Origin of the sequence: Ancylobacter koreensis (assembly GCF_023016525.1) — a bacterium.
GTDB classification, from domain to species: Bacteria; Pseudomonadota; Alphaproteobacteria; order Rhizobiales; family Xanthobacteraceae; genus Ancylobacter; species Ancylobacter koreensis.
In genome coordinates, this window is the sequence record NZ_JALKCG010000002.1 from 190001 (window position 1) to 211888 (window position 21888).

The window sequence follows — 21888 nt, forward strand, 5'->3', positions numbered from 1 at the left end:
GAAATAGCGGAAGATCACGCTGGAAAGCCCATGGGAGCGCTCGAACTGCTCCAGCATCTCCTCGATGGTGCGCTTGGAGGCGCCATAGGCATTGGTCGGGCTGGTCGGGGTGTCCTCGTCGAGGCTCACGCCGTCGCGGTCCCCATAGACCGAGCAGGTGGATGAGAAGATGAAGCGCCGACAGCCGGAATCGAGCGCAGCCTCGATGAGGTTGAGCGCGCCGACCACATTGGCGCGCCAGTATTTTCCGGGATCGCGCACCGATTCGCCGACTTCGCTGAAGGCGGCGAAGTGCATCACCGCCTGCGGCTGCCAGCGGGCGAAGACCTCGTCGAGCCGCGCGCGGTCGGCGAGGTCGCCAAACTCGAACGGGCCGTAGAGCACCGCATCCTGCCGGCCGGTGACGAGATTGTCGAGGGTGACGGGGACATAGCCGGCGCGCATGAGCGCCTTGCAGGCATGCGAGCCCACATAGCCCGCACCCCCCGTCACAAGTATATGCCCGCTCACTGTCCGTTCCCGCCTTCTCTCGCGACCGACATTCGTCCGTCGGTGCGCCCGTCTGCCAGCGCTTCGATAGCGAAAGTCCGGGGGGCAACGCCAGAGGCTTGCCTCTGCCTTCCCGCAGATGCGGGTAAATGAGACGCCTTCGCCAGTCAAATTCGTGCGGCCGTCGGCGCGTGCAGCGTTCCATATGCCGGCAGCGGGGTGAGGGGGCTTGACGAGGGGCTCTGGGCGAGGGGCTTTGGGCGAGGTCTGCACGCGCGTGCCGTTTCGTGCCATCAATGCCTCCCGCACGCGGACCGGATCGGGGCCGCGCACGAGCCCGTACCGCCAAGCGACCGGCAACGGCCCAACCGCGCCAACCGGGCCAGGAGAGCGCCATGACGAAAAGCGGACCCATCCGGATAGGCGTCGGCGGCTGGACCTTCGAGCCGTGGCGCGGGACCTTCTACCCGCAAGGCCTCGCCCAGAAGCGCGAGCTGGAACATGCCAGCCGCCAGCTCACCGCCATCGAGATCAACGGCACCTATTACGGCTCGCAGAAGCCCGAGAGCTTCGCGAAATGGCATGCGGAGACGCCGGAGGGCTTTGTCTTCACGCTGAAGGGGCCGCGCTTCACCACCAACCGCCGTATCCTCAGGGAGGCGGGCGAATCCATCGAGCGCTTCTTCACTTCGGGCGTCACCGAGCTGAAGGAGAAGCTCGGGCCGGTGAACTGGCAGTTCATGGCGACCAAGAAGTTCGACCCGGACGATTTCGAGGGCTTCCTCAAGCTGCTGCCGAAGCGCGTCGACGGACGTGACATTCGCCACGCCGTGGAAGTGCGCCATGACAGCTTCAAGGCGAAGGCGTTCGTCGAGCTGGCGCGCGCGCATGGCGTCGCCATCGTCTTCGCCGGCGACAGCGAGTTTCCCTCCATCGCCGATGTGACGGCGCCCTTCGTCTATGCCCGCATCATGGGCACGCGGGAGGACGAGCCGCTCGGCTATTCCGGCCAGGCGCTGGACGGATGGGCGGAGGCCGCGAAGGCGTGGGCGCAGGGCAGGACGCCGCCGGCGCTGGAGAAGCTGCTCGTCGCGCCGCCGGCGGAGGTCGCGCCGCGTGAGGTGTTCCTCTTCGTCATCAGCGGCCACAAGGTCCGCAACCCCGCCGCCGCCACGGCGCTCATCGAGCGGGTGTGACGGGCGCGCGGACGACCGTGCCCGTGAAGACCAGCCGCGCCTGCGTGCCCCTCGGCACGGCGCGGGCGATCTCGAAGCTGGCGCCGTGCAGCGCGGCGATGCGGCGGACGATCTCCAGCCCGATGCCGAGCCCGCCGGCGCGCTTGTAGTGCCCGGGAGCATCGGGGCTGTGGGTCGGATCGAAGCCGATGCCGTCGTCGCGCACGCCCAGTGCCGCCCCGGCACCGGGCGCCGTCTGCGTCTCCACCACGATGGCGACGCCCGGCCCGCCATGGCGCACGGCATTTTCGATCAGGTTGCGCACCGCGTCGCGGAGCAGCGCGGCATTGCCGGCGACGACCGGGTCGCCGGAGCCCTCGAAGGCGATGCTGGCGCCCTGCGCATAGACGAAGGGCGCCATGGCGGCCACGATCTCGCGCCCCAGCTCGTTGAGCGACAGGCGCGCGAAGCCGCTGCGGTCGACAGCCTCCAGCCGCGCCAGCGCTATGAGCTGCTCGACGAAATGGGTCAGCTCGTCGATCTCGGCGATGGTGCGCCGCGCGGCGGGATGCTCGATGCGCTCCAGCTCCAGCCGGATCACCGCCAGCGGCGTGCGAATTTCGTGCGCAATGGCGGAGGTGAACAGCTTCTGCGCGTTCATCAGTTCGCGGGTGCGGGCATAGGAGCGGTTCACTGCGCCGGCGAGCTGGGCGATCTCGCGCGGCATGCCGGCCTCCTCCAGCCGCGCGTCGGGGCTGAGCGAGTCGAGCCGCTCCGCCGCCTGCGCCGCCGCCGCCACCGGGCGCAGCGCTGCGCGGATCGAGAACAGCGTGGCGCCGAGCACGAAGACCAGCGTGAGGCTCATCGGCCACAGCATGTGGTCGAGCACCTCATGACCGAGCACGGTCCAGACCGCGTGCTGGCTGTCGCGCGTGATGACGATCTCGAAGAAGACCAGCCGCTCGCCGCGTTCCACCGCGCGCCCGCCCGCGAAGGCGAGGGGATAGCCGGGCGAGAGGATGCGCAGCCAGAAGGAGGGCGGGTCGACTTCCAGCGGCAGGAACTGGCGGGCGCAGGCCTCGTCGCACTGCCCGAACAGCACAGCGCCTCCGGCGGTGCGCACCCGCGCCATATAGCCGGTGCCGGGCGTGGCGTAGCGCGCGGCGAGTTCGGGCGGCAGCTGGTAGGTGAGGCGGCCATTCGCCAGCGACAGTCCGCCGGCCAGCACGTTCGTCTCGCTCTCCAGCACCAGCTGGGCGAGATAGTCCGGATCGCTGCCATATTCGACCAGAACGGCGATCAACTGGCCGAGCATCGCCAGCAGCGCGAACAGCATGACGCGGAGGGCGACGATGCGGCCGAGCGGGCGGGTGGCGCGCGCCGTCATGGGCCCGGTTCCGTCCCGGTCTCGCGCAGCAGGTAGCCGACCCCGCGCACCGTCTCGATGGCGGTGCGCGTGTCGAAAGGCGCCAGCCGGCGGCGCAGGCGCGAGAGAACCACCTCGATGGCGTTGGGCGTCATCTCGCCGTCGAATTCGGACAGCTTCTCCTCCAGCCCGCGCTTGGGCACGACCCGCCCGGCATGGCGCAGCAGGATTTCCAGCGCCGCCCGTTCGCGCGGGGCGAGGGCGATGGCCTCGTCGCCGCAGCGCGCTTCCTGCGTCGCCGGATCGAAGCACAGCAGACCGGCTTCCAGCACCGGATCGGCGCAGAGCGGGGCGCGGCGCAGCAGGGCGCGGGCGCGGGCGAGCAGTTCGCCATTGTTGAACGGCTTGGCGAGGTAGTCGTCGGCGCCGGCATCGAGCCCGGCGATGCGCTCGTCCACCGCGCCGCGCGCGGTCAGCACCAGCACCGGGGTGCTGTCGCGGGCACGGCGCAGCCCGCGCAGCAGCTCCAGCCCGTCACCGTCGGGAAGGCCGAGATCGAGCAGCACGAGGTCGTAGCGCGTGGCGGCCAGCGCGTCCTGCGCCTCGGCGAGGCTCGACACCGCGTCGAGCCGCCAGCCGGCGGCGCGCACGGTGTCGCCCGTCAGTTCGCGCAGCCGCGCGCTGTCCTCGACCAGAAGCAGCCTCACCACGCCCTCACGACCGGCTCCCCAGCGGCCTTTTGCGGCCGGTCACCATCGCCCAGACCAGATTCTCGCGGTGGCGCCAGCTCTCGAAGAGGGCGGCGGCCGCATGCAGCAGGGCGAGCACGAGTATGCCATTGGCGAGCGCGCCGTGAAGCTCCTCCAGCCAGTCTTCGCCCCAGAAGGCGTCGAGCGTCGACATCCAGCCGGTGAGGCAGGTCAGCGCCATCAGAGCCATGAGAGACAGCATCATCGCCGCGCCGGCCGGGTTGTGGCCGAGCATGCGCGGCTCGCGCCCGCGTGCGAGCGCCCTGACATAGGAGGCCAGGCCCGCCGGTGTCGGCACGAAATCGGAAAAGCGGGCGTGCCGCGTGCCGACGAAGCCCCAGATGAGCCGGATGACGAGGACGGCGGCGACGGTGTAGCCGACATAGCGATGCGCGCGCTTGCCTTCCTCCAGTATGAACAGGTTCAGGACGCAGCCGGCGACGACGGTCCAGTGGAACAGGCGCACGACCGGATCCCACACCCGGACGCTGGCGCCGGCGGCCGGAGAGCGGTGCTCCCCGGTCTGAAGGGCGCGCGGCGCCATCAGTCGATCTCGGCCTTCACGACCGCGCCGGTGACCGGGTTGAAATAGACCTCGGCCTTCTTGTTGTCCTTGGTGTAGCCGTAGATCTCGTAGCAGGAGCCGGTGACCTTGAAGGTCTTGATCTTCTGGTAGCCCATCTCGGCGACCTTGGCCTGCATGGCCTGCTCGCTCATCCACTTGTCCTTCGGCTCGCTGGTGCAGGCCGGGCTGGCGAAGGCCGCGACCGGGGCAAGCACGGAGGCGGCGACGAGGCCGGCGACGAACGTCTTCATCTCGATGTCCTTGTTGTACGATCCGCCGTCAGCGGGGATCGACAGGGACATTAGGGAGCGAAGCTGTCCGTCGCCTTTCAGTCATCGAAGGTCGCGGCTCCCTTGCGCGGGAGGTCGCAGGATTACTTACGAGAGCGCTTCTTCTCGGCCATATTCCCGCAACGTTACTTGCTGCCCGACCATTTCCATTCCCGCACTTCCGGCAGGTCGACGCCGTGCGCGCGGATGTAGCGGGAATGTTCGTTCAGCTTGTCGCGCAGAGCCTGCCGGGCGTGCACCTTGCTGGCGAGCGCCGGAACGCGGTCGAGCACGTCGATGACGAGGTGGAAACGGTCCAGCCGGTTGCGCACCACCATGTCGAAGGGCGTAGTGGTCGAGCCTTCCTCGACATAGCCGCGCACATGCATGTTGTCGTGGTTGGTTCGGCGATAGGCGAGGCGATGGATGAGCCAGGGATAGCCGTGATAGGCGAAGATCACCGGCTTGTCCCTGGTGAACAGCGCGTCGAAATCCGTGTCGGACAGGCCGTGCGGGTGCTCGGAATGCGGCTGCAGCGTCATCAGGTCGACGACGTTGATCACCCGCACCTTCAATTCGGGGAAGAAGTCGCGCAGCAGGTCGGCGGCGGCCAGCGTCTCCAGCGTCGGAACGTCGCCGGCACAGGCCAGCACCACGTCGGGCTCGCCGTCTCCATCGGTGCTCGCCCATTCCCAGATGCCGATGCCCTGCGCGCAGTGGCGGATGGCGGCGTCGATGTCGAGCCATTGCGGGGCCGGCTGCTTGCCGGCAACGATCACGTTCACCCGGTTCCATGAGCGCAGGCAATGGTCCGTGACACAGAGCAGCGTGTTGGCGTCCGGCGGCAGGTAGACCCGCACGATGTCCGCCTTCTTGTTCACCACATGGTCGATGAAGCCGGGGTCCTGATGGCTGAAGCCGTTATGGTCCTGCCGCCAGACATGCGAGGTGAGCAGGTAGTTGAGCGAGGAGATCGGCCGGCGCCATTCCACCTCCCTGGAGGACTTCAGCCATTTGGCGTGCTGGTTGAACATCGAATCGACGATGTGGATGAACGCCTCGTAGCAGGAGAACAGCCCGTGCCGGCCGGTGAGCAGATAGCCCTCCAGCCAGCCCTGGCACATGTGCTCGGACAGCATCTCCATCACCCGCCCGTCGCGGGCGAGATGGTCGTCATAGGAGAACCTCTCGGCGTCCCACGCCCGGTCCGTTACCTCGAACAGCGCCTGCAGGCGGTTCGAGGCGGTCTCGTCGGGGCCGAAGACGCGGAAATTGCGGCTGGCGTCGTTCTCCTTCATCACGTCGCGCAGGAAGGTGCCCATGACGAAGGTGGATTCCAGCTCCACCCCGCCGGGCTGAGGAACCGCGACGGCGTAATCGGCGAAGTCGGGCAGGCGCAGCGGGCGGCGCAGCACGCCGCCATTGGCGTGCGGGTTCGCGCTCATGCGTCGGTCGCCCTCGGGCGACAGGGCGAGCAGGTCCGCGCGCAGCCGGCCGGCTTCGTCGAACAGCTCCTCGGGACGGTAGCTCTTCAGCCAGTCTTCCAGCAGCGTCAGGTGCTCGGGCTTCGACATGTCGGAGAACGGCACCTGATGCGAGCGCCAGAAGCCCTCCGCCTTCTTGCCGTCCACCGTCTTCGGCCCGGTCCAGCCCTTCGGGCTGCGCAGGATGATCATCGGCCAGCGCGGGCGCTCCTCCATGCCCTCGCGCGCGGCCTTCTGGTTGGCGCGGATCGCCGCATAGGCCTCGTCGAGCGCCGCCGCCATGGCCTGGTGCATCGGCTCGGGCTCCTCGCCCTCGACGAAGATCGGCGCGTAGCCATAGCCCTCGAACAGGGCTTTCAACTCCTCGTGCGGGATGCGCGCCAGAACGGTCGGGTTGGCGATCTTGTAGCCGTTGAGGTGGAGGATCGGCAGCACCGCGCCGTCGTTGGCGGGGTTGAGGAACTTGTTGCCGTGCCAGGAGGTGGCGAGCGGCCCGGTCTCGGCCTCCCCGTCGCCGACCACGCAGGCGACGATCAGCTCGGGATTGTCGAGCACGGCGCCATAGGCGTGGCTAAGCGAATAGCCGAGTTCGCCGCCCTCATGGATCGAGCCCGGCGTCTCGGGCGCCGCGTGGCTGGGAATGCCGCCGGGAAAGGAGAACTGCCGGAACAGCTTGGCGAGGCCCTCCTCGTCCTGCGAGACGTCGGGATAGAGTTCGCTATAGGTGCCTTCCAGATAGGTCGAAGCCACCACGCCCGGCGCGCCATGGCCGGGACCGGCGATGAACAGCACGCTGGCGTCGGTCTGGCGGATCAGCCGGTTGAGATGGACATAGATGAAGTTCAGCCCCGGCGTGGTGCCCCAGTGGCCGAGCAGGCGCGGCTTGACATGCGCGAGGGTCAGCTTCTCGCGCAGCAGCGGGTTGTCGAGCAGGTAGATCTGGCCCACCGAGAGGAAGTTGGCCGCCCGCCACCACGCATTCATGCGCTCGGCCAGATCGGGGGCCAGCTTTTCCGTCGCCTGCTGCGTGGTCATGCACCGTTCTCCCGGTCTCGTGTCCTAGGGTCAGTTAGGGCGGTTGCGCGCCGTGTCACGGCACAAGCACCGCGGCGCCCTGGAACCGGCCGGCGCGCAGATCGGCGAGCGCCTCGTTGGCCTGTTCCAGCCTGTAGGTCGTGGTGGTGGCCTCGATGCCCGCGCGCGGCGCGATGTCGAGGAATTCCAGCGCATCGGCGCGGGTGAGGTTGGCAACCGAGAGCACCTGCCGCTCCTCCCACAGGATGGAATAGGGGAATTGCGGGATGTCGCTCATGTGAATGCCGCCGCACACCACGCGCCCGCCTTTGCGCACCGCCCGCAGCGCCGTCGGCACCAGGTCGCCGACTGGGGCGAAGATCAGCGCCGCGTCGAGGGCCTCGGGCGGCGTCTCGCCGGAGGCGCCGGCCCAGCGGGCGCCGAGCGAGAGGGCAAGGCGCTGCGCGCCGGCGTCGCCTTCGCGGGTGAAGGCGTAGAATTCGCGGCCCTGCCAGCGGCAGATCTGGGCGATGAGATGGGCGGCGGCGCCGAAGCCGTAAATGCCCACGCGCCCGGCCTCGCCCGCCAGCTTGAGGGTTCGCCAGCCGATTAGCCCGGCGCACATCATCGGCGCGGCGGCGACCGGATCGGGAAAGGCGTCCAGCGGGAAGCAGTAGGCGGCGTCGGCCACCACATGGCTGGCGAAGCCGCCGTCGCGCGAATAGCCGGTGAATTGCGGCGCGTCGCACAGGTTCTCCCGGTGCATGGCGCAGTAGGGGCACACGCCGCAGGTATGGCCGAGCCAGGGAATGCCGACCCGCGCGCCGACGGCGGGGGCGACGACGCCCGCCCCGCGCCCGTCGACGATGCCGACGATCTCGTGGCCGGGCACGATGGGCAGCGGGCCCGGCGGCAATTCGCCGTCGACCACGTGCAGGTCGGTGCGGCAGACCGCGCAGGCCTCGACCCGAACGCGGATCTCGCCGGGGCCCGGCACGGGCAGCGGGCGCTCCTCGAGCCGGAGCGCCTCGCCATAGGCATGCAGGACCATGGCCTTCATCGAAAACCTCGCGGCGTCGGGACGGCGCCATCCAACACGTCATTTGCCGCCCGGGTGTTGATCATGGTCAAGACAGGCGCCTTCGATGGGGCTAACGTCCGCCGGCTTGGCGATAGCGGCCTCTCGCGCGATGCTGCGCACGGCGCGGTCCAGTCTATGGAGGTCAGATGGCAATGCGGCGACGCAGGCCGATCGGTCTTTTCGTGGGAGCGCTGCTGTGCTTCGGCCTTGCCAGCGCGCCCGCTTCCGGCCCGGTGCGGGCGCAGGAAAGCGCCCCGGCGGCCTCGTCCGGCTTCGGCGCGCGCCTGCAGGCGCTGATCGCCCGGCTGACCGGGCGCGGCCTGCCGGCGGGCCTGTTTTCCACCAACGGGCGGATCGAGGCCGAGCAGGTGCTGGTCGCCGCCAAGCTGGCGGGCCGCGTGCTCGCCGTGCTCGTCGTGGAGGGCCAGACGGTCGAGACCGGGCAGGTGGTCGCCCGCATGGATACCTCCGAGCTGGAGGCCCAGCTCGCCGGCGCGCAGGCGCAGGTGCGCCGCGCCGAGAAGGCCATCGCCGAGGCCGAGGCCGCCATCGCCCAGCGCGAGAGCGAGCATACCCTTGCCGAGCAGGAACACGAACGCGCCTCCAAGCTGAAGGAGAGCGGCTACGGCACCGCGCAGGCGCTCGACCTGCGCCAGAGCCAGCTCAATGTCGCGGTAGCCGCGCTCAAGGCCGCCAACGCCTCGCTGGACGAGGCCCATGCGGCCGCCGACGCCGCCCGCGCCGAGGTGGCGCGCGTGCAGTCGCAGATCGACGATTCCACCCTCAAGGCGCCGCGTCGCGGACGGGTCGAGTACAAGCTCGTGCAGTCCGGCGAGGTGGTGGCGGCGGGCGCGCCCATCGTCACCCTGCTGGACCTCTCCGACGTCTACATGACCGTCTTCGTGCCCGCGCGCGTCGCCGGCCGTCTCGCCATGGGCGACGAGGCGCGCATCATCCTCGATCCGGCGCCCGACTATGTGGTGCCGGCGACGGTGAGCTTCGTCGCCACCGGCGCGCAGTTCACCCCGAAATCGGTGGAGACCGCCGACGAGCGCGAGAAACTGATGTTCCGCGTCAAGCTGCGCATCGCGCCCGAGCTGCTGCGCCAATACGAGGACCGGGTGAAGACGGGCGTGCGCGGCGTCGCCTATGTGCGCACCGATCCCGCCGCCGCCTGGCCGGAGGCGCTCACCGCCAAGCTGCCGCAATGAGCGGGCCCGCCATCGCGCTTTCCGGCCTCGTCCACCGCTACGGCAAGACGCTCGCGCTCGACGGCGTGGAGCTATCGGTGCCGGCGGGCTGCATGGCGGGGCTTATCGGGCCGGACGGGGTGGGCAAGTCGACCCTGCTCGCGCTCGCCGCCGGCGTCACCCGCATCCAGCAGGGCAAGGTCGTCGTGCTCGGCGGCGACATGGCGGACCGGCACTGGCGCCGGCAGGCGGGCGGGCGAATCGCCTACATGCCGCAGGGGCTGGGGCGCAACCTTTACCCCACGCTCTCCATCGCCGAGAATCTCGACTTCTTCGCCCGCCTGTTCGGGCAGGGCGCGGGCGAGCGGGCCGAGCGCATCGAGGAACTGCTGGCCGCCACCGGACTGTCGCCCTTCGCGGCGCGCCCGGCCGGCAAGCTGTCGGGCGGCATGAAGCAGAAGCTCGGCATCTGCGCCGCGCTGATCCACGACCCCGATCTTGTCATCCTCGACGAGCCGACCACCGGCATCGACCCGCTCTCGCGCCGGCAGTTCTGGGAGCTGATGGAGCGCCTGCGTGCCCGCCGCCCCGCGATGAGCGTCATCGTCGCCACCGCCTATATGGAAGAGGCCGAGCGCTTCGACTGGCTGGCGGCGATGAGCGGGGGCCGCGTGCTCGCTACCGGCAGCCCGTCCGACATATTGCGGCAGGCCGGGGAGCCGACGCTGGAGCGCGCCTTCGTCGCCCTGCTGCCCGAGGCCGAGCGCGGGAAAAGCGCGCCGCTGCCGGAACTCACCCCGGTGGTGCATGAAGGCGAGCCGGCCATAGAGGCGACCGGGCTCACCCGCCGCTTCGGCGATTTCGTCGCCGTCGACCATGTGAATTTCCGCATCGCGCGCGGCGAGATCTTCGGCTTCCTCGGCTCCAACGGCTCGGGCAAGTCGACGACCATGAAGATGCTCACCGGCCTCCTGCCGGCGAGCGAGGGCGAGGCGAAGCTCTTCGGCGCGGCGCTGGCCGGCAACGACATGCAGACGCGCAAGCGCGTCGGCTACATGTCGCAGTCCTTCTCTCTCTATGCCGAACTCACCGTCCGCCAGAACCTCGTGCTGCACGCGCGCCTGTTCGACATCGCCGATGTGGACGGCCGGGTGGCCGAGATGGAGGCGCGCTTCGACCTCGCCGAGGTCGCCGATGTGCGCCCCGAAAGCCTGCCGCTCGGCATCCGCCAGCGCCTCCAGCTTGCGGTGGCGGTGATCCACAGGCCGGAAATTCTGATCCTTGATGAGCCGACCTCCGGCGTCGACCCGGTGGCGCGCGACGGCTTCTGGCGTACGCTGATCGAACTCTCGCGGCAGGACGGGGTGACGATCTTCCTCTCCACCCATTTCATGAACGAGGCGGAGCGCTGCGACCGTATCTCGCTCATGCATGCGGGGCGCGTGCTCGCCATCGGCACCCCGGCCGAGCTGAAGCGCGCGCGCGGCATGGACACGCTGGAGGACGTGTTCATCGCGGTGCTGGAAGAAGCAGGTATGGGCCGCGAGGCGGGCGAGGTCGAACTGAAGGAGCGCCCGGCCGTGAGCGCCGCCATCCGCCGCTTCGACGCCGGCCGGCTCTGGGCCACGGCGCGGCGCGAGGCGCTCGAGATCATGCGCGATCCCGCCCGCCTCGCCTTTGCGCTGATCGGGCCGATCCTGCTGCTGTTCACCTTCGGCTACGGCATTTCCTTCGATGTCGAGAAGTTGCCCTACGCCGCCTTCGACCAGGACCAGAGCGCGCAGAGCCGCCAGCTTCTGGAGAGCTTCGAGGGCTCGCGCTATTTCGAGACCCACGCGCCGATCACCTCGCCGGATGAGCTCGACACGCGGCTGAAGAACGGCGAGCTGAAGCTTGCCATCGAGATTCCCCCGAATTTCGGGCGCGACCTGATGCGGGACCTGACCCCGGAGGTCGGCGTGTGGCTGGACGGCTCCATGCCGTTCCGCGCCGAGACCACGCGCGGCTATGTGCAAGGCATCGCCCAGAGCTATCTCGCCGACGCCGAGCTACGCACCACCGGCCGGGCGAGCCCGCTCTACCCGTTCACCGTCGAGACCCGCTACCGCTACAATCAGGCGTTCAAGAGCGTGAACGCCATGGTGCCGAGCGTCATCATGCTGATGCTGGTGCTGATCCCGGCGATCATGACCGCGCTCGGCGTGGTGAAGGAGAAGGAGACCGGCTCCATCACCAATTTCCAGTCGACGCCGGTGACGAAGCTGGAATTCCTGCTCGGCAAGCAGCTTCCCTATATCGCCATCGCCTTCGTCAGCTTCCTCACCATGGTGGTGGCCGCGCGCCTCGTCTTCGACGTGCCGGTGAAGGGCTCCTTCGCCACGCTCGCCTTCGGCTCGCTGGTCTATGTGACGGCCACCACCGCCTTCGGCCTGCTGGTGTCGAGCTTCGTGCAGAGCCAGGTCGCCGCCATCTTCGCCACCGCCATCATCGCCATCATCCCGGCGGTGAACTTCTCCGGGCTGCTGGTGCCGGTGTCCTCGCTGTCGGGCGGGGCGCGGCTGATGGGGCTGGCCTTCCCGGCGGCGTGGTACGAGCAGGTCAGCGTCGGCGCCTTCACCAAGGGGCTGGGCCTTGCCGAGCTGTGGACCGACATCGCCATGGTGTTCGTCCTCGCGCTGGTCTTCATCGGCCTCGCCATGCTGGCGCTGCGCAAGCAGGGGAGGTGAGCATGCCCGCGCGCCTCTTTCCCGGCCTTCTGCCCCGCCTTGCCCGCGTCTTCCGCCTCGGCATCAAGGAGCTCTACAGCCTCAAGGCCGACCCGGTGCTGGCGGGGCTGATCCTCTATACCTTCACCATCGCGGTCTACACGGTGTCGGTCGGCGCCAAGTTCGAGGTGGAGAACGCCGCCGTGGCCGTGGTCGACGAGGACCACAGCGCCCTGTCGCGCCGGCTGCGCGACGCGCTGCTCAAGCCCTTCTTCAAGGAACCGATGCTGATCGGCGCCGACGAGATCGACGAGGCCATGGATGCCGGCCGCTACGTGTTCGTGGTCGAGATTCCCCCGAAATTCGAGCACGACCTCATTGCCGGGCGCACCCCTGCGCTTCAGCTCGACATCGACGCCACCGCCATGTCGCAGGCGGGCAACGGCGCCTCCTACATACTGGCGATCGTGCAGCAGGAGGTGATGGCGGGGCTTTCCGAGAGTTCCGCCGCCAGCACATCGGCGGGTTCGGCGCCGGTGAACGTCGTGGTGCGCCCGCGCTTCAACCCGAACCTGTCCTCCGCCTGGTTCACCTCGGTGATGCAGGTGATCAACAACGTCACCATGCTCTCCGTCATCCTCGCCGGCGCCGCGCTGATCCGCGAGCGCGAGCACGGCACCATCGAGCATCTGCTCGTCATGCCGGTCACGCCCAACGAGATCATGCTGGCGAAGATCTGGGCCAATGGCCTCGTCATCGTGGTGGCGGCGACGCTCTCGCTGCTCGTCGTGGTGGAGCGAGTGCTGAACGTGCCGGTGCAGGGCTCGGTGGCGCTCTTCGTCGCCTCCATGCTGGTCTACCAGTTCTCGGTGACGGCGCTCGGCATTCTGGTGGCCACCGTCTCCACCTCGATGGCGCAGTTCGGTCTCATCGTGATGCCGGTGCTGATCGTGATGAACCTGCTCTCGGGCTCGACCACGCCGATGGAGAGCATGCCGGTCTGGCTGCAGAACGTCATGCAGGTCTCGCCCTCCACGCATTTCGTGGCGCTGTCGCAGGCGGTGCTTTATCGCGGCGCCGGGCTCTCGGTGATCTGGCCCAATCTTCTGGCGCTGGCCGGCATCGGCGCCGCCTTCTTCGCGCTGGCGGCGCTGCGCTTCCGCAAGGCCCTGCAGGCCTCGCAATGACTACGGCATGCGCGATTCCAGCGTGACGATCTCGCCGTCCACCGCGAAGCGGCCGTAGCCGCGGTGGTGGATGGTCTTCGGGGCGTCCTGCGCCGGGTCCGTCCATTTCCTGTCCGTCCACGCCGCGACCACCTCGAGGACGAACAGGTTGTAGGCCGGCACCAGCGCGGTATCGACGACGCGGCATTCGAGATTGGCGAAGCACTCCTTCACCAGCGGCGCGGCGACCGTGCCGGCAGGCGCCGGCGTCAGCCCGACGCAGGCGAACTTGTCGCCGTCGCGGCCCGAGCAGTTGCCGACGGCGACCACCTTCTCCGCCAGCTCTGCCGCCGGGACGGCGATGACGCATTCGCCCGTCGCCCTCAGGGCCCGGAAGCTGAAGTCGTTCTCGCTGACGATGCAGGCGATCCGCGGCGGCGTGAACTCCATCATCATGTGCCACGACATGGTCATCACGTTCGCCCGCCCGTCCTGCGCGGTGGTCAGCAGCACGACGGGCCCCGGCTCGATGAGCCGGTAGACGTCTTCGAGAGGGAGCTTGTGCATGGCGGGCTCTCCGGTTGCGGGGCCCATGCTAGCGCCGCCCGCGCGCGCCGCCTTCCGCAAACATCCTCTTGTGCGGCGCAGCGAAAGCCTCTCTAATGTACCCGCCGGGCGACAGAGCCGTCGCGCGGCGATGCGGCAGGGAGTGCCGACAGCCCTTCACGGGCCGTCCTTTCCTGCCCGTTGGGGAGGCGGCCCGCGTGACCTTTCGCGGAGACCCCCATGCCGAGCGCCCCCGATCTTTCCGCCTACCGTATCGCGGTCGAGCCCTATTACCGGCCGGTCGGCGACGAGATCGCCGTGTTCGAGGCGGCGTGGCGGCACCGCCTGCCGGTGATGCTCAAGGGCCCGACCGGCTGCGGCAAGACGCGCTTCGTCGAATACATGGCCTGGCGGCTCGGCCGACCGCTGATCACCGTCGCCGCGCATGAGGACATGACCGCCGCCGATCTCGCCGGGCGCTTCCTGCTCACCCCGGAGGGCACGGTGTGGCACGACGGGCCGCTGACACAGGCGGTGCGCCATGGTGCCATCTGCTATCTCGACGAAATCGTCGAGGCGCGGCAGGACACCACCGTGGTTATCCATCCGCTGACCGATGCGCGGCGCATGCTGCCGCTGGAGAAGCGCAACGAGCTGATCCCCGCGCATGCCGATTTCCAGCTCGTCATCTCCTACAACCCCGGCTACCAGAGCGCGGTGAAGGACCTGAAGGAGTCCACCAAGCAGCGCTTCGTCGCCATCGACTTCGACTATCCCGCCCCGGCGCTGGAAGCCGAGATCGTGATGCGCGAGGCGGGCGCCGACCTCGCGCTGGCCCGCACGTTGGTGGCGATTGCGGCGTGTTCGCGCAACCTGCGCGGACAGGGACTGGACGAGGGCGCCTCCACCCGCATGCTGATCCATACCGGGCGGCTGGCGGCGGGCGGCGTCTCGCTGGAGGCCGCCGTTCACGCCGGCATCGTGCTGCCGATCACCGACGATGCCGATGTGCGCCAGGCGCTCGGTTCCGCCATCTCCGCCTGCCTCGTATGAGCGAACTGCTCGACCGGGCCACCCCCGCGCTGGACCGGCTCGGCCGGCTGATGGAAGCGCGCGCGACGCTGGCCGCACGCTTCGAGGAGACGCGCGCGTCTCTCGCTCGCCGCCACGGGGCTCCCGCGCTGGAGCCGTGGGCCGCCGGCACGCTGGCGCTGGTCGACGTCAATGCCGGGGCCGGCGTGCTGCTCGCCTTCTGGCGCGCGAGCCTCGAACTGGCGCCGCGCCTCGATCCGGACGATCTGGCGGCTATGGCCCACGGCGCTGCCGCCCTGTGCCGGGAGGCGGGATCGGCCGCCACCGTCGCCGCGCTCGACGCTTTCGCCGGCCTCGAGCCGCGCCTCACGGGCGCGGAGGGGCGGGCGATGTGGTGGCGCGCCCTGGCGCGGCTCGGGCAAGTGACGCCTGATTGCGTGGAGCTGGTCGCGGCGCAGGCGCACCGGCTCGTCGTGCCCGGCCACGCCATGGAATTCGAGGGTTTCATCGAGGCCGGGCTACGCGCCACGGGCCGCGACCGCGCTCGCCGGCGCGCCTTCTTCGCGCTGGAGGACCCGCTGGCGCTCACTCTGCTCGCGCGCATCGGCGCCGGGCCGGGCTTCGACGAGATGGAAGCCGAGCTGCGCATGGTGCTTGCCGCGCTCTGGGACACGCGGCCGGAGCTTCAGCCGCTGCCGCCCGCCGGACCGGACATGCCACGCCGCGTCAACATCGCCGGGCCGGTGCTGCGGCTGCCCGCGGTGTTTCCCGGCATGGAGGGCGAGGGCGCACGCCGGCTCTACCTTGCAGCCACGCTCCATGCCGGCGCCCATCTCCATTTCGGCAATCCGCGCTTTCCGGTCCGCAAATTCCGGCCGGTCCAGATCGCGCTCGCCACGCTGGTGGAGGATGCGCGGATCGAGGCGCTGGCGATGCGCCGCTTTCCCGGTCTGCGCCGGCTGTGGGGCGCCTACCATGTGGCGACGCCGGAAGACGGGCCGACGGTCGCCGCCCTGCTGCGCCGGGTGGCGCGCGGCCTGTTCGACCCCGCCTATGCCGATCCCGACGCGCTGGTCGGCAAGGCGCAGACGTTGTTCCGCGCCGCACGGGACCGGATCGAGGATCCCGCCATGAGCCTCGATATCGGCACAAGGCTCGCCAACGATGTCGGCCAGCGGCGCATCCGCTTCGACGCGCTCGGCCACGTCGCCGAGCCCGCCTATCGCGACGACGGGCTGGGAATCTGGGACTTCTCGGAGATCGATCCGGAGGTCTCGGATGACGTGCAAATGATGGTCGAGGCGGCGCGCCCGACGCCGCAGGAGGCCGATGACGCCGCGCCGCAGGACGGCCCGCCGGGCGAGGCGCCGGAACCTGTCGGCCGCGCCCGCCCCGCGCGCGGCCCGGATGAGGGCGTCATCGTCGCGGCCTACCCGGAATGGGACGCGGGCGCCGGCATCGAGCGGGCGGACTGGACCAGCGTGCGCGAGATGCCGGCGGCGGCGGGCGAGGTTCGCCCGCTGCTGCGCGCGCTGGAGCGGGCGGCGGCGCTGCGCGGGCGCGTCGCGCGGCTGGTCAAGGCGGCGAAGGTCGGCCGCGCCGCGCGGCTGAAGCGGCAGGCCGAGGGCCACGATCTCGACATCGACGCCGTCATCGAGGCCGCAATCGCCACAAGGGCCGGCGAGATGCCGGACCTCAGGGTGTTCCGCTCCTCGGCGCGGCTCCAGAGGGACCTCGCCGTTCTGGTGCTGGTCGACGTCTCGCACTCGACCCGCGAGAGGCTGGCGGATGGGGCGAGCGTGCTCGACGTGGAGAGGCTCGCCGTGGCCATGCTGGCTGAGGCGCTGGAAAAGCTGGGCGACGATTTCGCGCTCCTCGCCTTCGCCTCCAGCGGGCGCGGCGACGTGCGGGTGACGCCGGTGAAGAGCTTCGCCGAGCCCTATGACGCCGCCGCGCTGGCGCGGCTCGCGGGGCTGCAAGCGGGCCTGTCGACCCGGCTGGGGGCGGCGCTGCGCCATGCCGGCGCGCAGATCGCCCGCGTGCGCGCCTTCCGCAAGCTGGTGCTGGTGCTGACCGACGGCGAGCCCTCCGACATCGACGTCGCGGCGGGTGACCTCGTGCAGGATGCGCGGCGCGTGGTGCTGCAACTGAGGGCGCAGGGCATCGACACCTTCGGCGTCACGCTGGACCCCGCCGGCGTCGGCTCGGCGCCGGCGATCTTCGGCAAGACCAATGCGATGCCGGTTCGGCGGGTGGAGGACCTGCCGGAGCGGCTCTCCGAGCTCTACTTCCGGCTGGCGCGGCGCTGATCCTCGGCTGCGCGCTGCGCGAAGACGCGTGTCACCTCGACGAGGTTCGCCTCCCCCCAGTTGCAGAGCGGCACCAGGGCCTGCGCGAGGCTCCGGCCCAGCGGGGTGAGGCTGTAGTCGACCCGCGGCGGGACTTCCTTGTAGTCGGTGCGTTTCACGAGGCCGTCGGCTTCGAGCTCCTTGAGCTGCTGGATCAGCATCTTGTCGCTCACGTCGCGTACCGCGCGGCGCAGTTCGCCATAGCGGGTGGGCCCGCCCTGAGCGAGGAAATACAGGATCAGCGGCTTCCATTTGCCGGCGACGACGCGCAGCGTCGCATCGAGCCCGCAGGTGAAGCCGGGCAGGACCGGCGTGCAGGTTCGGGCCGGGAGGTCGGTGTCGGCAGTTGGCGGCAGGTTCGGACGATCTGACATTTTCTGATACTTACCAAAAGGTGCATACTTGTCCATAGGTGTGTGCACCGCCAGCTCTGTGCAACCTCAACGAAGGAGCACATCATGAGCAGGCTACAGGGCAAGACGGCGGTGGTGACAGGCGGCGGCAGCGGCATCGGTCTCGGCGCCGCCCGGCGGTTCGTCGAAGAAGGCGCGTTTGTCTATCTCTTCGGGCGGCGGCAGGAGGCGCTCGACGCCGCGGTCGCGGAGCTGGGATCCTCGGCGCGGGCGATACGCGGCTCGGTCACCGATCTCGCCGACCTCGACCGGCTGTACGCGACGGTGAAGGCCGAGCGGGGCGGCATCGACATCGTCTTCGCCAACGCCGGGACCGGGTCTTTCGCGCCGCTCGGCGAGATCACTTTGGAGCACTACGAGCAGACCTTCGACGTCAATGTGAAGGGTGTGATCTTCACAGTGCAGAAGGCGCTGCCGCTGCTGAAGGACGGGGCGTCGATCATCCTCACCGGCTCGACCACGGGCGTGATGGGGACGCCGGCATTCAGCATCTACAGCGCGACCAAGGCGGCGGTACGCAATCTGGCGCGCAGCTGGGCGCTCGACCTGCGCAACACCGGCATCCGCGTCAACGTGCTCTCCCCGGGCCCGATCAAGACCGACCTCGCGATGGAGGTTGTGGGCGAGGAGGCGTTCGTTGCGTTGGGGGCGACGACGCCGGCCGGCCGCATCGGCGAACCGGCGGAGACGGGTGCGGTGGCCGCCTTCCTCGCCTCGTCGGACAGCAGCTTCATGACCGGAGGCGAGGTGTTCGTGGACGGCGGTTTCGCGCAGGTCTGACGCGATGATGCGGTAGGGCCTGGCGAGAAGGCTTTGCGAGAAGGCTTGGCGCGAAGGCTTGGCGCGAGGACTTCGGCAGTCGCCGAAGTCCTCGACGCGCAACGCCGGGTCTCGTCGTCGCGCGCCCACGCGGCCGAATACGCCGGCCGACGATCGGCCGATCGGAAACGCGCAGCCGGATCCATCGCTGGACCCGGCTGTGCATTCGGGGCGCGCTCCCGGCGCTTCGCTTCGCTGCGCTCCGGCCGGGAGGACGACGGAAGGTCGATGCCGCTCACCGATGCGTGGTCTCGGGGTTGGGGATGCCCTCGATGGGGCATTCCTCGGTGCCGACGGTCGAGCGGGTGAAGGATTCCACCATCTCGCGCGTGCCCTCCGGGTCGGCGATCCACTTGGCGTAGAAGTCGTAGGGGCAGGCGGCGACGCCCTTGTCACCCTCGCCGGAATTGATCAGGCCGGTATAGCCGCGGTGCACCAGCTTGAAGAGGTGGTTCTCCGACTGCATGTTCTTGCGGGCGTCGCGGATGAGCGAGGTGGAGAGCGCGGCGTACTGGATGCCGTACTCCTCCTCGCCGCATTCGCCGAGCGTGCGGCCGTCGAAGCCGATGATCGCCGAATGGCCGAAATAGGAATAGACGCCGTCGAAGCCGGCGGCGTTGGCGACCGCCACATAGGAGTTGTTGGCGAAGGCCATGGCCTTCGACATCAGGATCTGCTGCTCCTTGGCCGGGTACATGTAGCCCTGGCAGCGCACGATCAGCTCGGCGCCCTTCATCGCGCAGTCGCGCCAGATTTCGGGATAATTGCCGTCGTCGCAGATGATGAGCGAGATTTTCAGGCCCTTGGGGCCTTCCGAGACATAGGTGCAGTTGCCGGGATACCAGCCCTCGATCGGCACCCAGGGCATGATCTTGCGGTACTTCTGGACGATCTCGCCCTTGTCGTTCATCAGGATGAGCGTGTTGTAGGGCGCCTTGTTCGGGTGCTCCTCATGGCGCTCGCCGGTGAGCGAGAACACGCCCCACACCTTCGCCTTGCGGCAGGCCTCGGCGAAGATTTCCGTCTCGTCGCCCGGCACGGTCGAGGCCGTCTCGTACATCTCCTTGGAATCGTACATGATTCCGTGGGTCGAATATTCCGGGAAGATCACCAGGTCCATGCCCGGCAGGCCGGTCTTCATGCCGACGATCATGTCGGCGATCTTGCGGGCATTGTCGAGAACCTCGGCCTTGCTGTGCAGCCGGGGCATCTTGTAGTTCACGACGGCTACGCCGACCGTGTCCTTGCTGCTGGAAACGTCGCCGTGATGCATGGGTGAGTTCTCCTTGGGTGGGCGCGACGGTGCTTTCGCAAGCGGCCGCGCCATTGCGTTTCTGGGGAATGGGTCATGTCGGCGGCGGACAGGCTCGCCGGCCGGGGCTGCGCACGGAGCGGGCGGAACCGCGCTGTCCCGCCGGAGCGAAGGCACAAAAAAAGCCCGACAGGCTCTCGCGAGCCTTCCGGGCTACACCGCCGCACCCGATCAACGGCCTTGGTGACCGGGCAAATGACGCCTCGCGCGGCGATGTGCCCGCAAAGCGTCCATGCCCGGCATCTAATCATCGCGCCGGGACCAGTTCAAGCGCGGAGCGCCTCCGACATGGCCTGTGCACCCCCGGCAAATACCGGTGTTGCCGATGCGGCACGCCCCGTGACGCGCGGCCGCCGGCCGCCGCGCATCTAGCTGCGCGGGCGGAAATTCAGCAGCTCTGCCGCGTTGATGATGGAAACCGCCATGTCCTCCATCGGCACGCGCTTGGCCATCGCCTGCCGGCGGATGCTCTGATAGGCCTCCTCCTCGCTCAGCCCCTGGTTCTCCATCAGGATCGACTTGGCCTTCTGGATCTTCTGGATGCCGGAGAGCTTGCGCTCCAGCTTGGCGAAGCGCTTTCTCGCTTCCTCGCGCTCCAGCCATAGGCTGCGGGCGATGGTGAGGTTGGTGAGCAGGCCGAAGGGGCGGATCGGCCGCTCCACCACGGCGACCGCGCCCGATTCCAGCACGAGCTGCAGCGTCGAGGGATTCTCGTAGCCGACCACGGCGATCAGGGTCGGACGGCTGTGCGGGTCGCTTTTCAGCAGCCGGACGATCTCGGCCCGCGCGTCCTGCTCGATGGCGAGCAGCACGATGTCGGCGGCGGGCCAGTCGGCCGGCACCGGCCACGTGGTCTCGACGCTGCAGCCGATGCGGCGCAGATGTTCCGTGAGGCTGGTGCGCTCCTCGTCCGGCGGGTGGATGACGTGGACCCGCAGGCCGCGCAAATCCTTGAGGATCTGGATCGCCATCGCGCCGCCTCACCCCGCTCCGCCGGGCAGGCCGTCCGCCGACCAGTCGTCGAGGCTCTGCACCACGCAATAAGGATCGGGCTTCACCCGCGTGCCGGGGTTCCAGACGATCTGGAACTGCCCCTTGGCGTCGAGGCGCGCGACGCGCGGCCACAGGAAGGTGTGGTTGTTCTGGGCGTCGATGCGCACGCGGCCCTGCGGCGCGTCGAACTCGCTGTCGTGAAGCTGGCTCAGAAGCTGGTCGGGCGCGTCCGTGCCCGCCCTGGCCAGCGCGCGCATGGCGAGGTGCACCTGGAAATAGGCCGCCTCGGCGGCGGCGGTGACGGGCGCGGCCTCGCCGTTGCGGCGCCGGAAGGCGGCGACGAAGCGGCGGGCCGCGGGCGTCGCCAGCGTCTCGAAGAAGGGGGCGGCGGTGATGTGGCCGGCCGCCGCTTCGGGCGACATCAGCGCCACCTCGGCCTCGCCGGTGGTGAGGCTGGCGATGGGAAGCGTCGCGGCATCGAGCCCGGCGGCGCGGTGCGCCTCATAGAGGGTGGCGGTGTCCGAGCCGACGACGGTGGAAAAGATCACGTCGGGCGCCGCCTTGCGCACCCGCGCCATCACGCGCGCGAACTCCTCCGGGCCGGCGCCGAGCGGGACATACACCTCGTCGAGCACCTTGCCCCGCGACTGGATGACGAAATCGCTCATGATGCGGTTCGACTCGTAGGGGAACACGTAGTTCGAGCCGATCATGAAGAAGCGGTTGCCATAGGTGCCCAGCAGGTACTTGGCGAGCTGGATCGAATTCTGGTTCGGCGCCGCCCCGGTGTAGATGCAGTGGCGGGAATATTCGAAGCCCTCATAGAGGGTCGGGTAGAACAGCAGCCCCCGCCCGGCCTCGACCACCGGCAGAATTGCCTTGCGGGTGGAGGACATGTAGCAGCCGAAAATGAGCCGCACGCCGTCCTCGGCGAGCAGCTTCTCGGCGTAGCGGCGGAAGGATTTCGGATCGGAGGCGGGATCGTAGACCACCGCTTCGACCGGGCGGCCGAGCACGCCGCCGGCCTCGTTGATCTCGTCGATGGCGAGCAGCGTGCCGCCGAGCTGCGAGGTCTCGACCGCCGCCGTCACCCCGGTGGCGGAGAACAGCACCCCGATGCGCCAGGGCCGCGCGGACGAACTGCCCACCGAAGAATCGAACGTCATGCCCGC

At 69.3% G+C, this 21888-nt stretch carries 19 protein-coding genes (1 of these 19 running past the window's edge); 7 read left to right on the forward strand and 12 right to left on the reverse strand.

Annotation, left to right across the window (positions count from 1 at the left end):
• Positions 1 to 510: the 5' portion of a UDP-glucose 4-epimerase GalE gene (gene galE, locus MWN33_RS08045; protein ID WP_247199974.1), read on the reverse strand. 468 nt of this gene lie to the left of the window's left edge; the window shows 510 of its 978 coding nt (coding positions 1-510); its start codon is at positions 508 to 510; its stop codon lies beyond the left edge, outside the window.
• Between the two features lie 374 nt (positions 511 to 884).
• On the opposite strand from galE, the gene MWN33_RS08050 reads away from it, so the two are divergent.
• Positions 885 to 1685 (forward strand): DUF72 domain-containing protein, encoded by an 801-nt coding sequence (locus tag MWN33_RS08050; protein ID WP_247199975.1) that lies wholly within the window; start codon positions 885 to 887, stop codon positions 1683 to 1685.
• Here the strand turns inward: MWN33_RS08050 and MWN33_RS08055 are convergent.
• The 6 genes from MWN33_RS08055 to MWN33_RS08080 form a co-directional block, all read right to left on the reverse strand.
• Entirely contained in the window at positions 1669 to 3051 is a 1383-nt protein-coding gene (locus tag MWN33_RS08055) for a sensor histidine kinase (RefSeq protein ID WP_247199976.1), read from the reverse strand. The two genes, MWN33_RS08050 and MWN33_RS08055, sit on opposite strands and share 17 nt — an antisense overlap.
• Positions 3048 to 3737: a response regulator transcription factor gene (locus tag MWN33_RS08060; protein ID WP_247199977.1), complete on the reverse strand. Its 690-nt coding sequence runs from the start codon at positions 3735 to 3737 to the stop codon at positions 3048 to 3050. Before MWN33_RS08060 ends, MWN33_RS08055 begins: the two co-directional genes overlap by 4 nt.
• A gap of 7 nt (positions 3738 to 3744) precedes the next feature.
• A complete protein-coding gene (locus MWN33_RS08065; RefSeq protein ID WP_247199978.1) occupies positions 3745 to 4323 on the reverse strand; it encodes a cytochrome b/b6 domain-containing protein in 579 nt (192 codons plus the stop codon).
• Positions 4323 to 4595 carry a PepSY domain-containing protein gene (locus MWN33_RS08070; RefSeq protein WP_247199979.1) on the reverse strand — a complete coding sequence of 91 codons (273 nt, stop codon included), beginning with the start codon at positions 4593 to 4595 and terminating at the stop codon, positions 4323 to 4325. Before MWN33_RS08070 ends, MWN33_RS08065 begins: the two co-directional genes overlap by 1 nt.
• A gap of 164 nt (positions 4596 to 4759) precedes the next feature.
• Positions 4760 to 7132: a phosphoketolase family protein gene (locus MWN33_RS08075; protein ID WP_247199980.1), complete on the reverse strand. Its 2373-nt coding sequence runs from the start codon at positions 7130 to 7132 to the stop codon at positions 4760 to 4762.
• Between the two features lie 55 nt (positions 7133 to 7187).
• Entirely contained in the window at positions 7188 to 8171 is a 984-nt protein-coding gene (locus MWN33_RS08080; RefSeq protein ID WP_247199981.1) for a zinc-dependent alcohol dehydrogenase family protein, read from the reverse strand.
• A 173-nt stretch (positions 8172 to 8344) separates the two neighbouring features.
• On the opposite strand from MWN33_RS08080, the gene MWN33_RS08085 reads away from it, so the two are divergent.
• The 3 genes from MWN33_RS08085 to MWN33_RS08095 are packed head-to-tail and all read left to right on the forward strand — an operon-like array spanning position 8345 to position 13274.
• A complete protein-coding gene (locus tag MWN33_RS08085) occupies positions 8345 to 9403 on the forward strand; it encodes an HlyD family secretion protein (RefSeq protein ID WP_425531974.1) in 1059 nt (352 codons plus the stop codon).
• Positions 9400 to 12108: a ribosome-associated ATPase/putative transporter RbbA gene (rbbA, locus tag MWN33_RS08090; RefSeq protein WP_247199983.1), complete on the forward strand. Its 2709-nt coding sequence runs from the start codon at positions 9400 to 9402 to the stop codon at positions 12106 to 12108. Before MWN33_RS08085 ends, rbbA begins: the two co-directional genes overlap by 4 nt.
• Before the next feature lie 2 nt (positions 12109 to 12110).
• Positions 12111 to 13274: an ABC transporter permease gene (locus tag MWN33_RS08095; RefSeq protein ID WP_247199984.1), complete on the forward strand. Its 1164-nt coding sequence runs from the start codon at positions 12111 to 12113 to the stop codon at positions 13272 to 13274.
• On the opposite strand, the gene MWN33_RS08100 is transcribed toward MWN33_RS08095, so the two are convergent.
• On the reverse strand, positions 13275 to 13820 hold the full coding sequence (locus MWN33_RS08100) for a flavin reductase family protein (RefSeq protein WP_247199985.1): 546 nt from the start codon (positions 13818 to 13820) through the stop codon (positions 13275 to 13277). It abuts the gene before it with no gap.
• A 219-nt stretch (positions 13821 to 14039) separates the two neighbouring features.
• Here MWN33_RS08100 and MWN33_RS08105 point away from each other — a divergent pair, with 219 nt between their 5' ends.
• Positions 14040 to 14852 (forward strand): CbbQ/NirQ/NorQ/GpvN family protein, encoded by an 813-nt coding sequence (locus MWN33_RS08105; RefSeq protein WP_247199986.1) that lies wholly within the window; start codon positions 14040 to 14042, stop codon positions 14850 to 14852.
• Positions 14849 to 17140: a nitric oxide reductase activation protein NorD gene (locus MWN33_RS08110; RefSeq protein ID WP_247199987.1), complete on the forward strand. Its 2292-nt coding sequence runs from the start codon at positions 14849 to 14851 to the stop codon at positions 17138 to 17140. Before MWN33_RS08105 ends, MWN33_RS08110 begins: the two co-directional genes overlap by 4 nt.
• Here MWN33_RS08110 and MWN33_RS08115 read toward each other — a convergent pair.
• Positions 17116 to 17484, reverse strand: a complete 369-nt coding sequence (locus MWN33_RS08115) for a winged helix-turn-helix transcriptional regulator (RefSeq protein ID WP_247200331.1) — start codon at positions 17482 to 17484, stop codon at positions 17116 to 17118. The two genes, MWN33_RS08110 and MWN33_RS08115, sit on opposite strands and share 25 nt — an antisense overlap.
• A 153-nt stretch (positions 17485 to 17637) precedes the next feature.
• Here MWN33_RS08115 and MWN33_RS08120 point away from each other — a divergent pair, with 153 nt between their 5' ends.
• Positions 17638 to 18372, forward strand: coding sequence for an SDR family NAD(P)-dependent oxidoreductase (locus tag MWN33_RS08120; RefSeq protein ID WP_247199988.1), 735 nt, complete (start codon positions 17638 to 17640; stop codon positions 18370 to 18372).
• Between the two features lie 274 nt (positions 18373 to 18646).
• Here MWN33_RS08120 and MWN33_RS08125 read toward each other — a convergent pair whose 3' ends face one another.
• From MWN33_RS08125 to MWN33_RS08135, 3 genes are all read right to left on the reverse strand, one after another.
• On the reverse strand, positions 18647 to 19684 hold the full coding sequence (locus tag MWN33_RS08125; RefSeq protein WP_247199989.1) for an aliphatic amidase: 1038 nt from the start codon (positions 19682 to 19684) through the stop codon (positions 18647 to 18649).
• A gap of 407 nt (positions 19685 to 20091) precedes the next feature.
• A complete protein-coding gene (locus tag MWN33_RS08130; RefSeq protein WP_247199990.1) occupies positions 20092 to 20694 on the reverse strand; it encodes an ANTAR domain-containing response regulator in 603 nt (200 codons plus the stop codon).
• A gap of 9 nt (positions 20695 to 20703) precedes the next feature.
• The gene (locus tag MWN33_RS08135) at positions 20704 to 21882 is read right to left on the reverse strand and encodes a transporter substrate-binding domain-containing protein (RefSeq protein ID WP_247199991.1); all 1179 of its coding nucleotides are present in this window, start codon (positions 21880 to 21882) and stop codon (positions 20704 to 20706) included.
• Positions 21883 to 21888: the final 6 nt, after the last annotated feature.